The sequence below is a fragment of the Streptomyces inusitatus genome (genome assembly GCF_014651115.1).
In the GTDB taxonomy this organism is placed as follows: Bacteria; Actinomycetota; Actinomycetes; order Streptomycetales; family Streptomycetaceae; genus Streptomyces; species Streptomyces amakusaensis.
In genome coordinates this window covers 206773-219988 of record NZ_BMWG01000003.1, presented here as the reverse complement: position 1 = coordinate 219988, position 13216 = coordinate 206773, and the positions used below count along the sequence as shown (strand labels likewise).

The window sequence follows — 13216 nt, the reverse complement described above, 5'->3', positions numbered from 1 at the left end:
GCAATGACCCGGAAGTAGTAACACGGGCCGATTTCCGGCTCAAACGGGTTTCCGTCATCCCTCGCCCGGCCCCGGAAGCGAGCGCCGATCCGCGCCGTTGCACCATGGGAGAGGTCGACGGAGCGGGAGAGTGGACACAGTGGACGTCCAGGGCACGGTGGCGGAGGGCTTCGAGGCGGTACGCGACGCGTTCGTCCGCAACTTCGAGGAGCGCGGCGAACGGGGGGCGGCCGTCGCCGTCTACCGGCACGGGGTCAAGGTGGCCGATCTGTGGGCCGGTACCCGCGATGTCGACGGCGAGGAACCCTGGGCGGTGGACACCGCGCAGGTGGTCCGCTCCGTCACCAAGGGCGTCGCCGCCGCCGTGGTGCTGCTGCTCCACCAGCGGGGGCAGATCGACCTGGACGCGCCGGTGGGCACGTACTGGCCGGAGTTCAAGGCGGCGGGCAAGGAACGGGTGCTGGTGCGCCATCTCCTCTCGCACCGCGCGGGCCTGCCCGTGCTGGACCGGCCGCTCACCCCCGCCGAGGCGATCGACGCGAGGAGCGGCCCGGCGGCGCTCGCCGCGCAGCGCCCCGCCTGGGAGCCGGGGACCGATCACGGCTATCACGCGCAGACCTACAGCTGGCTCGTCGCCGAACTGATCCGCCGTGTCACCGGCCGCACCGTGGGCCGCTGGGTCGCCGAGGAGATCGCCCGCCCGCTCGGGCTGGACTTCTGGATCGGGCTGCCCGCGGAGGAGGCCCACCGGGTCGGCCGCATCGGACCGGTCGAGGAGCCGCCCACCGCCCCCGGACTCACCCTGCGCCCCAAGCGCGCGGTCTCCGCGGCCTACCTGGACCCCGACTCGCTCACCCGCCGCGCCTTCGGCGCGATCGACCCGCTCCCGGACGAGAACGACCCCGGCTACCGCGCCGCCGAACTCCCCGCCTCCGGCGGCATCTCCACCGCCCGCGCCCTCGCCCGCTTCTACGCGGCCACCATCGGCGACGTCGACGGCGGCCGACGGCTCTTCGCCCCGGCCACCCTCACCCTCGCCCGCACCGAGGAGTCCGCGGGCCCCGACCGCGTCCTCATCGTGCCCACCCGCTACGGCCTCGGCTTCATGCTCCACGGCGCGGCGGCCCCCCTGCTCGGCCCCGGCTCCTTCGGCCACCCCGGCCGCGGCGGCTCCCTCGGCCTCGCCGACCCCGAGTCGGGGGTCGCGCTCGGCTATGTAACCAACGGTCTGCGGAAAGGAGTTACCGCTGATCCCCGTGCTCAGGCCCTGATTCGCGCTGTACGTTCAGCGCTATGACTGAACCGTTGAGGCGTTTTGAGGGGTACGGGGTACTGATCACGGGCGCGGCCAGGGGGATCGGCGCGGCCACCGCACGGAGACTGGCCGAGGAAGGGGCACGCGTACTGATCAGCGACCTGGACGAGGAGGAGGCCGCGAAGACCGCCGGATCCATACCCGGCGCCGACTCCATCCGCTGCGACGTCGCCGACCGGGACCAGGTCGAGGCCGCGGTGGCGTACGCCGTCGAGCACTTCGGCACCCTGGACGTCCTCGTCAACAACGCCTTCGCCTGCGCCACCGACGCCCCGCTCTTCGAGGACGAGCCCGACGACACCTGGCAGCGCGACCTCGACATCTCCCTGACCGGCGCGTTCCGCTGCGCCCGCGCCGCGCTGCCCCACCTGGTCGCCTCCGGCCGGGGCGCGATCGTCAACATCGGCTCCGTCAACGCCGAGATCGACTTCGACGGCCACTCCTACAGCGCCGCCAAGGCCGGCCTGGCCTCCCTCACCCGCACCCTCGCGGGCCACGCGGGCCCCCGAGGCGTCCGCGTCAACCAGATCAACCCCGGCACCGTCCGCACCCGCGCCTGGGCCGACGACTCCAAGGGCCTCGCCGAGCTGGGCCGCCGCCTCTACCCCCTCGGCCGCGTCGGCGAACCCGAGGACATCGCCTCCGCGGTCGCCTTCCTCGCCTCCCGCGACGCCTCCTGGATCACCGGCACCACCCTCCGCGTCGACGGCGGCATCACCGCCGTGAACATGGCCTTCCGCGACATCCTCGCGGACGCGGACGCGGACCCGGGCCCGGACCCGGACCCGGGCCCGGACGCGGGCCCGGACCCGGACCCGGCAGCCGGGTAGCCCTTGGGCCGGGACCCGCCCGGTCCCGGCCCACCCCGAGGTCAGACCACGAAGAGCCCGTCGGTGAGCATTTCGTCGAGGCTCTTCTCGAAAGCACCGGCGATCTCGTCCAGATCGCCCGCGGTGTGAGCGGCGCTGATGAGGAAGCTGTGCAGCTCCGGCAAGTACACCTGGTGCTTTCGCATGTAGTACGCGAGGGCGATGGTGGCCTTGAAGTTGCTGCCCGCCATGCGTTCCCGGTAGAGCGTCGCCTCACGGTGGCTGAAGGTGAGCGAGAAGATGGAGTTGCGGGCATTGATCCGGCAGGCGATGTCGCGCTGAAGCGCCGACTCACGCAGCATGGCGGCGAGCGTCCGGGTGTTCTCCTCCAACTGGGTGTAGAGCTGCGGATTTCCCTGGAGATGGCGCAGGACGGCCGAGCCCGCGGCACAGGTCAGGGAGTTCCCGCTCAGCGTGCCACCGGCGAAGACCTTGTTCTCGTAGTCGTAGAACGGATCCTGGGAACTCTTCGCCATGTCGATGAATTCGGCCCGTCCCACCACCGCGCCGCACGGCAGACCACCGCCGATCACCTTGCCGAGACAGGTGAGATCGGGATGGATGTCCACCATGCTCTGGACCCCTCCGTAGGCGACCCGGAAACCGCTGACCACCTCGTCGAAGACCAGGGGGATGCCCAGTTCGGTGCAGAGCGCCCGCAGTTCGGCGAGGAAGGGCACATCGAGGGTGACCACCGAGGTCGGCATCGGCTCCAGGAGCACGCAGGCCAGCTCGTCGGCGTGCTCACGAAGCCGCGACAGACCCCCCAGATCCCCGTACTGCAACACCAGCGTGTTGTCGACCGTGCCGGGATCACTGCCCAGTGACCCCGCGATGGGCTCGGGCCGGTCCTTCTCCCCGGAGAAGCGGAACCAGGAACTCACCATGCCTTGGTCGGAGAAGCCGTGGTAGTGCCCCTCGAACTTGGCGACCATGCTGCGCCGTCGGTACCCGCGGCACATCCGGACGGCGAACAGGATCGCCTCGGTGCCCGAATTGCACATCAGGGCCTTCTCCGCCGTGGGAAGCGAATCGACGAGCAGTTCGGCGAGTTCGACCTCGTGCGGGTTGCCGATGCCGTTGACCAGTCCGCGTTCGAGGGCGGAGGAGATCGCCGTGTTGATGGCCGGATGCGCGTAGCCGAGGAGATGCGGGCCGTATCCGCCGCACAGATCGAGGTAATCGTTGCCGTCGAAGTCGCGTACACGGCCGCCCGAGGCCTGCCGTACGAAGACCGGGAAGGAGCTGGGGAAGAAGTAGCGGTCGGCGTGGCCGGGGGCCACCAGCGTGTCGCGGGCGCGTTCGCGCAGTTCCAGCGTGGCCGGCATCTGCTGGGCGAAGCCGGCCGCGAAGCGGCTCTCCACCTCCGCACTCATATAGGGCGAGTAGCGGTCGGTGAATTTGCGCGCGTTGGCCCAGATATTGATTCCGGGGTCGATCTGCGTGACGAATCCTTCGGAGGAGAGGAAAACCAGCTCGACCTTGGTGAAATTCGTGGTGTACTGCGCATCGTACTGCCCCAGCAGCTTCAGTACGTCGCCGACATAGGTCATGGACGACCACTGGGTGGAGTTGATGTCGAAGTGATGGCGCAGAATTTCGACCATCTGCCGATCGTATTCGGCGCGCCTGGCTTCCAGTTCGGGGCTGGTGAGTACGAAGTGTCGGGTGAAGCGCTCGCTCGCCAGACTCCACTCCTTGCGAATGCAGGCGTAGTAGAACGAGGACAAGCCCCATTTCTCGTTCTCGCTCAGCTCCACGGTGACACCGAAGTCGAGCAGCACCAACTCGCCCTCGGGGGTGAACAGAATGTTCCCGGGATGCGGATCCCCATGGCTGAATCCATGCATGTACAGCATGGTGTAGACGACATCCTGGAGCCGTCGGGCCAGCCTCTCGCGTGGAAATCCGACCGTTTCGGCGCGGTTTCCCGGGATTCCGTCCATGAATTCCATGACGAGCATCCGCCCGGTCACCAGCTCGGGCAGTACGGCGGGCACCCGCACATAGGGGTGATCGGCGAAGTTGGTGTGGATGCGCTGCTGTTGGCGCGCCTCGTGTTTCATGTCGGCCTGCGGCCGGAGCAGCCGGGCCAGCTCGTCGAAGCGGGTCGGGAGGTTGAGTCCGCGCGCCCGTGGCACACCGCGGTGGACCAGCCTCACGAGCGTACCGAGCGTGCGGAGGCTCTCCTCGATCTGCGCGGGGACCCCGTCCTTGACCAGTTTGACGGCGACCTCGCGCCCGTCGCGCAGGGTGGCCTTGTGCACCTGGGCCACGGAGGCGCTGGCCACCGGCCGCAGTTCGAAGGCGCTGAAGACGGACTCCAGCGCATCGCCCAGTTCCCGCTCGACCGCCCGGCGGGTGCGCTGCGGCGACATGTGCGGGGTCCGGTCGTGCAGACTCCGCAGCGTGCTCACCCACTCCGCCGGCAGCAGATCCGAACGGGTCGCGGCGATCTGTCCGATCTTGATGTAGAGCGGGCCCATACGGGTGAGGAAAGCCAGGATGGCGTCGGCGCGGCGCTGGTCGCGTGTCGCGGCGTCGCGCTCGCGTACCCGGGCGAGCGCGTACTTCGCCGTCTCCAGCGCGGTGGCGGAGGCCGCTTTGACCAGATGTGGCAACATCTCGGCTCCTGTTCGGTGGCTCAGAGAACGAAGGTGAAGGCGCCGAAGGACATGCCCGCGCTGCCCATCAGACCGACCGCGCGCTGCCCCGGCCGAAGCTGCCCCGAGTCGATGGCGGAAGCGAGGGCCGCCGGCACCGAGGCCGATACGACATTGCCGATCCGGTCGAAGACATGGTGGGTCACCGGGCCGAGCCCGACCGTGTCGGCGAAGGCCTGCCACGCGCGCTTGCTCGACGCGTGGGTGACCAGCGCGGCCACCTCGTCGACCGGCGGATCCAACTGGTCGAACACCGCCTGCACCTCGGCCCTGCCCACGTCGTGCATCTCGATGCCGAAGGAGGTGAAGACGCCGATGCCGTTGCGGGCCAGCTTGTCCGAGGGGTCGCAGTAGCCCTCGTAGCCGTCGAGCGTGATGTTGCACAGCGGTGCGAGGTCCGGCCGCGAGATGAAGCGGAACTTCCACGGTTCACCGGCGTCGTCGGCGGTGAGTACGGTGGCGGTGGCGGCCTCGCCGAGCGTGTAGGCGGGCAGCTTTGATTCCAGGTCTTCGATCCGCTTCAGCCGGAACACGTGCGGGAGGACCGCACCGCCCCGGCTGACGGCGAATTCGGCGTTGACGATCATGGCGCTGCGGTACTGTCCGGTCCGGAACAGGGACTCCGCGAGCTGTACGGCCCTGGTCCAGCTCATGCAGGCGTCGAGGACGTCGAAGCAGTGAGCGTTGCGCAGCCCGATGGCGGCCGCCGAGTGGTAGGCGCCGCCGGGTTCGAGGAAGCCGCGGCCCACCCCTGTGTAGATCAGCAGATCGATCTGTTCGGGTGCGAGGCCGGCCCGTGTCAGCGCGGAATGCGCGGCGGTACGCAGCAGATCGATCGGGCGTTCGTCGGCTTCGAGCCAGTAGCGGGTGTCGGAACCGGTGAAGTTCAATAGATTTCCGACCTTGCGCTGAGCGCCTTTCAGATTTCCGGTGAAGAGATCGGCACTGTGCTCGCCGATGAGTTCCAGGATGTCGGTATTGGTGATCTTACGAGAGGGGATTGCACTGGTGACAGCGCGGAGTTTCATATCAACGCACTCCTGTGTTCGTGGTGGCCCCGGTCCCCGGTGTCGGTCATCGGTTCGGGCTCATCCGGCCCGGCTCTCCGGTCGTGGAATCTCCTGCTCGATGTCGCTCAGCGGTCGCACGATGATGCGTGCGCCGTCTCCGGGCAGGACGGTGACGTTTCTGGCGACTTCCTCCTCCGGCTTCTGCCGATCGGTGGTGATGACGCGCTTGGACAGCAGGACCCGCAGCACCTCGGTGGCCTGCATCAGGGCCAGATGCGCGCCGATGCACCGCCGGGCGCCGCCGCCGAACGGAATGAAGGCGTGCGGAGGGATGTCGTCCTCCAGGAAGCGTTCGGGGCGGAACTCGTCCGGGGCCCGGTAGTTCGCCGGATCCAGGTGCACGACTCCGAGCATCGGCATGACCGTGGCCCCTTTGGGCAGCCGGAGACCGGCCAGCTCGACGTCCTCGGCCAGGGTCCAGATGGACTCGAAGATCGCCGGGCGCCGTCGCAGCGACTCCTTCACCACGGCTTCCAGATAAGCGGAGTCGTCCAGGAGCGCGGCCCGTGCCGCGTGCTTCGCCACTCGTGGGTTGCGGGCCAGTTCGTGCAGCGTCCAGGCGAGTGCCGTGGCGGTGGGCTCGTGCCCCGCGAACAGCAGTGTGACGAGCTGATCGCGGATCTCGACCGGGCTCAGCCGCTCCGCGCCGTCGAGGCTGACCAGCCGGGACAGGACATCGGTACGCCGCTCCAGGTCCGGCGCGGTCCTCCGCCGCTCGATCGTCTCGTAGATCAGCTCGTCCATGCGGCCGAGCAGTCTCGCCGTCCGCCGCCACGGCCCGAAGCGTCGTGCCTGAGGGCTGTTGAGCCCCATGAGGATCAGGAGATCCACGACCGGGAGCCGTCTGACGATTCCGCGGAGACGGGCGGCGTCCGGGCCCTCGTCGGGGCCGAAGATGACGCGCCAGATGATGTCGAGGATCAGTACGCGGCACCGGTCGAGGCTCTTGAAGGGCCTCCCCACGGGCCAGCGCTCCAACTCGCGCTCGGTCAGCTCACGCACCGCGCCCTGGTGGCCGCGCACGGCGGCCCTGCCGAAGAGCGGCGCCAGCGTCTTGCGCAGCCGCCGGTGCTCGTCGCCGTCCGCGGTGATCAGGGCGTGCTCGCCGAACACCGGAGCCAGCACCCGGTTGCCCTCGCCGGCGTGGAATCTGGACGGCGGTGAGCCGAACATGGCCCCGATGTGATCGGCGGTGAAGACGAGGATCACCGAACCCCATGGGAAAACCTTCAGCGCGACCACGTCGCCGTACTTCTCACGCAGGCTGTTCGCCCACCGCTGCCGCTTCCAGGTGAAGATCGCTGTCTGCACCGGCGACGGCAGACGCGGACCGGGCGGGGTCGGCCCACGGGCCTCGCCGCTCCCGATTGTTCTGATCGACACGGTATTTTCTCCTTCCCGGAGCTCAGGAACCGATCGGCCGCTCCGCCACAGCCCCGGTGCGGCCGGACGATGCTCCGCCGCCCGGCCGCCGCCGGGTGGTTCAGGGGATGCGGATGGCCTGTCCGGCGTAGGCCAGACCGGAGCCGAAGCCGACCAGTACCGCCCACTGGCCCGAGCCGGCATGCTCGGTGGACAGCAGCCGGTGCAGGGCCAGCGGGACGGACGCGGAACTGGTGTTGCCCGCCAGCCGCACATCGTCGGCCACCGCCACTTTTTCGGGCAGGTCGAGGGATCTGGCGATCCGCTGGATCAGTTTCCAGTTCGCCTGGTGCGGGACGAACATGGCCACGTCGTCCCAGCCGATCCCGGTCACCGACAGGACCTCACGCACCACGGCCGGCACGGTGGAGCAGGCCCAGCGGGTGACCGCCAGGCCGTCCATCTTCAGCTCCGCGCGCACCGAGCTGTTGTTGTTGGCCTCGAACATGGTCGGGCGCATCTCCAGCGCGGCCGCCCGGTCGCCGGAGGAACCCCACACCACAGGCCCGATCCCGGACGGCCCGTCCGTCACCGAGACCAGCACCGCGCCCGCTCCGTCGGCGAAGACCGGGGCGGTGGCCCGATCGCTGGGGTTGACCATGTCCAGCATCCTGTCCGCGCCGATCACCAGCACCGTGTCGCAGCTGCCGGCGACGATCAGCGATCTGGCCACGTGCAGCGTGTAGCAGAACCCGGAACAGGCGATGTTGATGTCGAACGCCGCCACCCGCAGGCCGAGCGCTTCGGCGACCTGAGGGGCGATGGCCGGGCAGAGCTGCGGGTTGGTCGACGTCGCCACCAGGACGGCGTCCACCGTGTCCGCCGAGACCCCGGCCGCGGACAGGGCGTCCTGGGCGGCGAGGACGGCCATGGCGACCACGGACTCGGCCGGTCCGGCCACCCCGCGGGTCTCCACTCCGGTCCGGGACACGATCCACTCCCGGTCCACCCCCAACTGCTCGGCCGCCACCAGGGAATCCACCGGCGTCGGCCGGTACGCGCCCGCCGACACGACCCTGCACGACCGCCCGGCCTCGGTGATCACTGGCCGGTCCGCGTCTCATGGGCTGTCACGAACTCCAGTACCGCGCGGGGGGTGTCCAGCACCCCCGCCTGTACGTCGCTGATCTCGATCCGGTAGGTGTCGCTGATCGTCTCCACCATTTCCGCCCGGGCCAGTGAGTCCACATCCAACTGGTCGAACGTTTTATCGAGATCGCTTTCCGGAAGCGTCACCACTCGGTCGGTGGACGGATTGTCGCCATGCACAATGTTCGTGATGAGCTTTTCCAGCTCGGAGGGTGTCATGGGGTCTCCCATCTCGATTGATAGGCCCCCGGGCGGGCAGTAATCGAATATACGTACGTCATGCATCTGTACGAAGACAAGGAAATGTCATTTCGTGCGGCGCCCGTCGGCCGTGGAACGTGACTTGTTTAGGATGCAACGACTGTCGACTACCGGTAAATGCTTGTCAGTCCAAATAAATTGAGCGAGAGTCCTCGTATGGGCGCACCACCGTTTCTGGGTTCGATCAATCCCGATCCGCTCACTCACACCCTCGGTGTGACCGGTGCGCGCTGTGTACTCGCCAGAGGGCTCACCGCCGGCGGGGCCTGGGCCCTGCGGTTCCCGGCCCCCGGCAGGCTCAAGGTCCACGCCGTGCTCAGCGGAGTCAGCTGGCTGACGGTCGACGGAGGCGAGCGACCCGTACTCCTGGAGCCGGGAGACGTCGTGGCCCTGAACGGAAGCCTGCCCTATGTACTGGCCGCCGATCCGGCCCTGCCGCCGCAGGACGCGCTGGCGCTGCTGGAGACCTCGCCCCATCTCTTCGCCCACGCCGGGCAGGAAGGCGTCATCGAGGTCGTGTCGATCGGCGCCCATTTCGAACTGAACACCGCGGGACGGACCTTACTGCTCCAGGCGCTGCCCCCGGTGATCCACATGTCCCGTGCCGGGGAGGAGGCGGCCACGCTGTGCCAGCACCTCCAGCAGCTGCTGAGAGAGATGAGCGCCGACCGCCCCGGTGGGAACAGGGTGGCCGAGCAGCTCTCCCAGCTTGTCTTCGCCCATGTCCTGCGCGCCTATCTCGCCGGGAGCGAGTCCTTTCCCGTCGGCTGGCTCCGGGCTCTCGCGGACGAGCGCATCGCCCCCGCCCTGCGGCTGATGCACACCGATCCCGCCCGGCCCTGGCAGCTCGCCGAACTCGCCCGGGCGGCGGCCATGTCCCGCAGCGCCTTCGCCGGGGTCTTCACCTCCGTGGCCGGGGTGCCGCCGCTCACCTACCTCCACCAATGGCGCATGCGGCTGGCTGAACAGAGCCTGCTCCAGGAGGACACACCAGTGTCGGAACTGGCGCTCTCCCTCGGCTACGCCTCCAAGAGCGCCTTCAGCCACGCCTTCAAACGGGCGACCGGAGTCGCGCCCAAACGCTTCAGGGAAGCCGCTCGCGTGCCACGGGACCGGGCCGAAGTGGCACGGGCGGTGGCCGCCTCGTACCGTCCCCCGGCCCGGCCGGGACCGGATCCGTATTAGCGGACGTCGATGAAGTCGCCGCCGTTGGTGATGGCGGGGGTGGTCGAGTTGCCCGCGAAGGAGTAGCGGTAGGTGCCGTCGGCGGAGGCCTTGACGGTGGTCTTCAGGTTGCCCTTGCTGTCCGTCTTGACGGTCTTGACCGTGGTGAAGGTCTTGCCGCCCTTCTTGCGGAACTGGAGCTGCACCGGCTGCTTGGTGTAACCGGCGTACTTGCCGCTCTCCCAGTTGGCGCGGGTCAGCGAGCCGGTGACGGTGAGGGTCTTGCCCTTCTTCACCGGCTCGGGCGAGACATTGATGGAGATCTTCGACAGACGCTGGAGGAGGGCGCTCCGCGCGTTGCCCTTCACCGCCAGGTCCTCGTCCTTGGCGAGCGCGGCGATGCCGAGCTTCCAGCGGCCGGCCATGCCGTTGTTCAGGAAGCCCGACTTCGGGTCGAAGGTGAAGGTCATCTTGCAGGTCTTCGTGGCGCTCTTGCCCGTGCACCCGACCTCGGGCTGATCTGCTTCGATGGCCGCCTCCATCTCGTCGAGGTTCTTCCCGCGCCACAGCCCGGCCGACCCGAGGACGCCGGAATTGTCGCTGGCGTTGAAGGTCAGCGTGACCTTCTTCTTCTTGCTGACACCGACGATGATCGGCTTGCCGCCGTTGAGGACCGCGTTCCACACCTTGGTGTTTCCGATGGTGATGTCGTCGCCCTGCATCTTCACCGCGAATGCCGACGGCCCTGCCGGCTTCTCGGCGGCCTGGGCCGCGGGGGCGGTGAGACAGGTGAGGGCGATCGCCCCGGTGGTGATGGCGGCGGCGGATGTCCGGATGCGCATGTGCTTTTCCGTTCGGTCGGTGAATCTTGTGACTCACCGACCACAGACGGACAAGCCGGGTGAAAGGTTGTATCCGCTGGTCGGACCGTGTCGGAGCAGACACGGCCGGGGTGTCAGCGGACGTCGATGAAGTCGCCGCCGTTGGTGATGGGGGCGGTGGTGGAGGTGCCGTCGAAGGCGTAGCGGTAGGTGCCGTCGACGGTGGCCTTGACGGTGGTCTTGAGCTTGCCCTTGGCGTCGGTCTTGACGGTCTTGAGGGTGGTGAAGGTCTTGGCGCCCTTCTTGCGGAACTGGAGCTTCACGGGCTGCTTGCCGTAGCCGGTGTACTTCTTGGCCTCCCAGTCGGCGCGGGCGAGGGAGCCGGTGACGGTGAGGGTCTTGCCCTTCTTCACGTCTTCGGGGGAGGCGTTGACCGAGATCTGGGAGGCGCGGTGGAGGTTGGTGGTCTTGGCCTTGAAGATGGCGCGGACGCTGCGGTCCTTGCCGAGGGCGGAGACGGCGAGGTGCCAGCCGCCGCCGGCGAAGGAGTTGGTGGCGTCGTCGGCGCGGGGGTCGAGGGTGAAGGTGACGGTGCAGGTGGCCTTGGTGCCGCCCTTGCACTTGACCTCGTCCTGGTCGGGGCGGATGCCTTCCTTGGCGGAGGTGAAGTCCTTGCCGCGCCAGAGGAGACCGGAGCCGGACTCGATGCCGGAGCTGTCGGCGGCCTTGAAGGTGAGGGTGAACTTCTTCTTGGCGGTGCCGAGGGCGAGCGGCTTGCCGCCGTTGAGGACGATGTCCGTGATCTTGGTGTCGCCGGTGGAGATGTCGTCCTGGGGCTTGGCGGCGAAGGCCTTCGAGAAGCCGGCCGGCTTCTCATCGGCCTGGACGGCGGGGGCGGAGAGGCCGGTGAGGGCGATCGCCCCGGTCACGACGGCGGCGGAGACACGAAAGCGCATTTGTTTCCCTGGTGCGATGGCGGCCCGGAGGGCCGTGGAGGGGGTTGTGAGGATGCGCCGGATGCCCGCGGCCGGGAAGGGCGCGGGCATCCGGGGGAGAGGGCCTTCGGGTGGAGGCCTTCAGAGCTGTCGCGTCAGTTGACGTCGACGAAGTCGCCGCCGTTGGTGACGGGGGCGGTGGTGGAGCTGCCCGCGAAGGAGTAGCGGTAGGTGCCGTCGACCGTGGCCTTGACGGTGGTGCTCAGGGCGCGGCTGTCGCCCGTCTTGACCGTCTTGACGGTGGTGAAGGTCTTGGCGCCCTTCTTGCGGAACTGGAGCTGCACCGGCTGCTTGGTGTAGCCGATGTACTTGCCGGACTCCCAGTCGGCGCGGGTCAGCGACCCGGTGATGGTGAGGTCCTTGCCCTTCTTCACCGGCTCGGGCGCGGCGTTGATCGAGATCTGGGAGCCGCGGTTCAGGTTGAAGGACTTGGCCTTGTACATCGCACGGACGTTGCCGTCGTTGGCCTGCGCGGCGGCCATGACCCGCCAGCCGCCGCCCGCGTCGGTGTTGGACAGGTCGAAGCTCGGGTCGATGGTGAAGGTCATCTTGCAGGTGGCCTTGGTCTTCTTGCCGCTGCCGCTGCACTTGACGTCTTTCTCGCCCGAGTCGGCGAAGAAGAAGCCCTGGGGGTCCTGGGGGTCGTTGCCCCGCCACAGATAGGCGAAGGCCACGTTGACGCCCGAGTTGTCGATGGCCTTGAAGGTCAGCGTGACCTTCTTCTCCTTGGTGGTGCCGACGATGACCGGCTTGCCGCCGTTGAGGGAGACGTCCGAGATCTTGATGTCGCCGATGGAGATGTCGCCCTGGGGCTTGGCGGCGAAGGCCTTCGAGAAGCCGGCCGGCTTCTCATCGGCCTGGGCTGCGGGGGCGGAGAGGCCGGTGAGAACGACGGCACCGGTCACGACGGCGGCGGATATCCGAAAACGCATGTAATTCCCCGTACTCAGATGTGGCTCATGAGTCTGCTGACTCGCACACGTAGACACGGGACGGGAGTGAATGGTTGTACGGGGAAGGGAAGTTGCCCGGGATTTCTCAGGCCGCGCGTTCGCGCACGTCCACCAGCCTGCCGCCCGCGTGCTCGATCAGCGTCTTCGGGTCGAGCGGGAACACCGTGTGCGGGGTTCCTGCCGCAGCCCACACCACCGGGTGGTCCAGCAGGGCGCGATCGGCGAGCACCCGGGTCCGGGTGAGATGCCCGAAGGGCGGTACGCCGCCGATCGCGTAGCCGGTGGTCTTCCGTACGAGGTCCGCGTTCGCGCGCTTGACGGCGTCCGCGCCCAGCTCCTCGCGCACCCGCTCCAGATCCACCCGGGAGGAGCCGTCCAGCAGCACCAGCACGGGATCCCCGTCCACCGCGAAGATCAGCGACTTCACGATCTCGCTGACGTCGCAGCCGATCGCGGCGGCGGCCTCGGCGGCGGTGCGGGTCGCGTCGGGGAAGCGGCGTACGGGCACGTCGAGGCCCAACTCCCGCAGGGCCTCGGCGAATCGGGGATGGGCATCGGTGGCTTGATCGCTCATGGCGACACGCTAGCGCCCGC

The 13216-nt window shown here is 68.5% G+C and carries 12 protein-coding genes; 3 read left to right on the top strand and 9 right to left on the bottom strand.

Features of this window, described 5'->3' with window-relative positions; translation table 11 throughout:
• The first annotated feature begins 139 nt into the window (after window positions 1–139).
• Together IE247_RS08520 and IE247_RS08515 are read left to right on the top strand one after the other, a co-directional pair.
• Window positions 140–1297, top strand: coding sequence for a serine hydrolase domain-containing protein (locus tag IE247_RS08520; protein WP_190122544.1), 1158 nt, complete (start codon window positions 140–142; stop codon window positions 1295–1297).
• Window positions 1294–2145, top strand: a complete 852-nt coding sequence (locus IE247_RS08515) for an SDR family NAD(P)-dependent oxidoreductase (RefSeq protein WP_190122339.1) — start codon at window positions 1294–1296, stop codon at window positions 2143–2145. Before IE247_RS08520 ends, IE247_RS08515 begins: the two co-directional genes overlap by 4 nt.
• A gap of 41 nt (window positions 2146–2186) precedes the next feature.
• On the opposite strand, the gene IE247_RS08510 is transcribed toward IE247_RS08515, so the two are convergent.
• The 5 genes from IE247_RS08510 to IE247_RS08490 form a co-directional block, all read right to left on the bottom strand.
• Window positions 2187–4808: an aminotransferase class III-fold pyridoxal phosphate-dependent enzyme gene (locus tag IE247_RS08510; protein ID WP_190122338.1), complete on the bottom strand. Its 2622-nt coding sequence runs from the start codon at window positions 4806–4808 to the stop codon at window positions 2187–2189.
• Between the two features lie 20 nt (window positions 4809–4828).
• Complete coding sequence (locus tag IE247_RS08505; RefSeq protein ID WP_190122337.1) at window positions 4829–5875, bottom strand: 3-oxoacyl-ACP synthase III family protein; 1047 nt, start codon at window positions 5873–5875, stop codon at window positions 4829–4831.
• A 60-nt stretch (window positions 5876–5935) separates the two neighbouring features.
• Window positions 5936–7300, bottom strand: a complete 1365-nt coding sequence (locus tag IE247_RS08500) for a cytochrome P450 (RefSeq protein ID WP_229868870.1) — start codon at window positions 7298–7300, stop codon at window positions 5936–5938.
• Window positions 7301–7400: 100 nt separating this feature from the next.
• A complete protein-coding gene (locus IE247_RS08495; protein WP_229868868.1) occupies window positions 7401–8384 on the bottom strand; it encodes a 3-oxoacyl-ACP synthase III family protein in 984 nt (327 codons plus the stop codon).
• Entirely contained in the window at window positions 8381–8647 is a 267-nt protein-coding gene (locus IE247_RS08490; protein ID WP_190122335.1) for an acyl carrier protein, read from the bottom strand. The genes IE247_RS08495 and IE247_RS08490 overlap by 4 nt, the downstream gene beginning before the upstream one ends.
• Window positions 8648–8845: 198 nt before the next feature.
• Here IE247_RS08490 and IE247_RS08485 point away from each other — a divergent pair, with 198 nt between their 5' ends.
• Window positions 8846–9874 (top strand): AraC family transcriptional regulator, encoded by a 1029-nt coding sequence (locus IE247_RS08485; RefSeq protein ID WP_190122334.1) that lies wholly within the window; start codon window positions 8846–8848, stop codon window positions 9872–9874.
• On the opposite strand, the gene IE247_RS08480 is transcribed toward IE247_RS08485, so the two are convergent.
• From IE247_RS08480 to IE247_RS08465, 4 genes are all read right to left on the bottom strand, one after another.
• A complete protein-coding gene (locus IE247_RS08480) occupies window positions 9871–10695 on the bottom strand; it encodes a calcium-binding protein (RefSeq protein ID WP_190122333.1) in 825 nt (274 codons plus the stop codon). The genes IE247_RS08485 and IE247_RS08480 overlap by 4 nt on opposite strands.
• A 113-nt stretch (window positions 10696–10808) precedes the next feature.
• Window positions 10809–11630: a DUF5707 domain-containing protein gene (locus IE247_RS08475; RefSeq protein ID WP_190122332.1), complete on the bottom strand. Its 822-nt coding sequence runs from the start codon at window positions 11628–11630 to the stop codon at window positions 10809–10811.
• A 134-nt stretch (window positions 11631–11764) separates the two neighbouring features.
• Window positions 11765–12601 (bottom strand): hypothetical protein, encoded by an 837-nt coding sequence (locus tag IE247_RS08470; protein ID WP_190122331.1) that lies wholly within the window; start codon window positions 12599–12601, stop codon window positions 11765–11767.
• A gap of 106 nt (window positions 12602–12707) precedes the next feature.
• Window positions 12708–13196: a YbaK/EbsC family protein gene (locus tag IE247_RS08465; protein WP_190122330.1), complete on the bottom strand. Its 489-nt coding sequence runs from the start codon at window positions 13194–13196 to the stop codon at window positions 12708–12710.
• Window positions 13197–13216 lie beyond the last annotated feature (20 nt).

Bases quoted from the DNA above. Each gene is read 5' to 3' on its own strand.
- IE247_RS08515 (WP_190122339.1), top strand. From the start codon at position 1,294: ATGACTGAACCGTTGAGGCGTTTTGAGGGGTACGGGGTACTGATCACG.
- IE247_RS08510 (WP_190122338.1), bottom strand. From the start codon at position 4,808: ATGTTGCCACATCTGGTCAAAGCGGCCTCCGCCACCGCGCTGGAGACG.
- IE247_RS08505 (WP_190122337.1), bottom strand. From the start codon at position 5,875: ATGAAACTCCGCGCTGTCACCAGTGCAATCCCCTCTCGTAAGATCACC.
- IE247_RS08490 (WP_190122335.1), bottom strand. From the start codon at position 8,647: ATGACACCCTCCGAGCTGGAAAAGCTCATCACGAACATTGTGCATGGC.
- IE247_RS08485 (WP_190122334.1), top strand. From the start codon at position 8,846: ATGGGCGCACCACCGTTTCTGGGTTCGATCAATCCCGATCCGCTCACT.
- IE247_RS08480 (WP_190122333.1), bottom strand. From the start codon at position 10,695: ATGCGCATCCGGACATCCGCCGCCGCCATCACCACCGGGGCGATCGCC.
- IE247_RS08475 (WP_190122332.1), bottom strand. From the start codon at position 11,630: ATGCGCTTTCGTGTCTCCGCCGCCGTCGTGACCGGGGCGATCGCCCTC.
- IE247_RS08470 (WP_190122331.1), bottom strand. From the start codon at position 12,601: ATGCGTTTTCGGATATCCGCCGCCGTCGTGACCGGTGCCGTCGTTCTC.
- IE247_RS08465 (WP_190122330.1), bottom strand. From the start codon at position 13,196: ATGAGCGATCAAGCCACCGATGCCCATCCCCGATTCGCCGAGGCCCTG.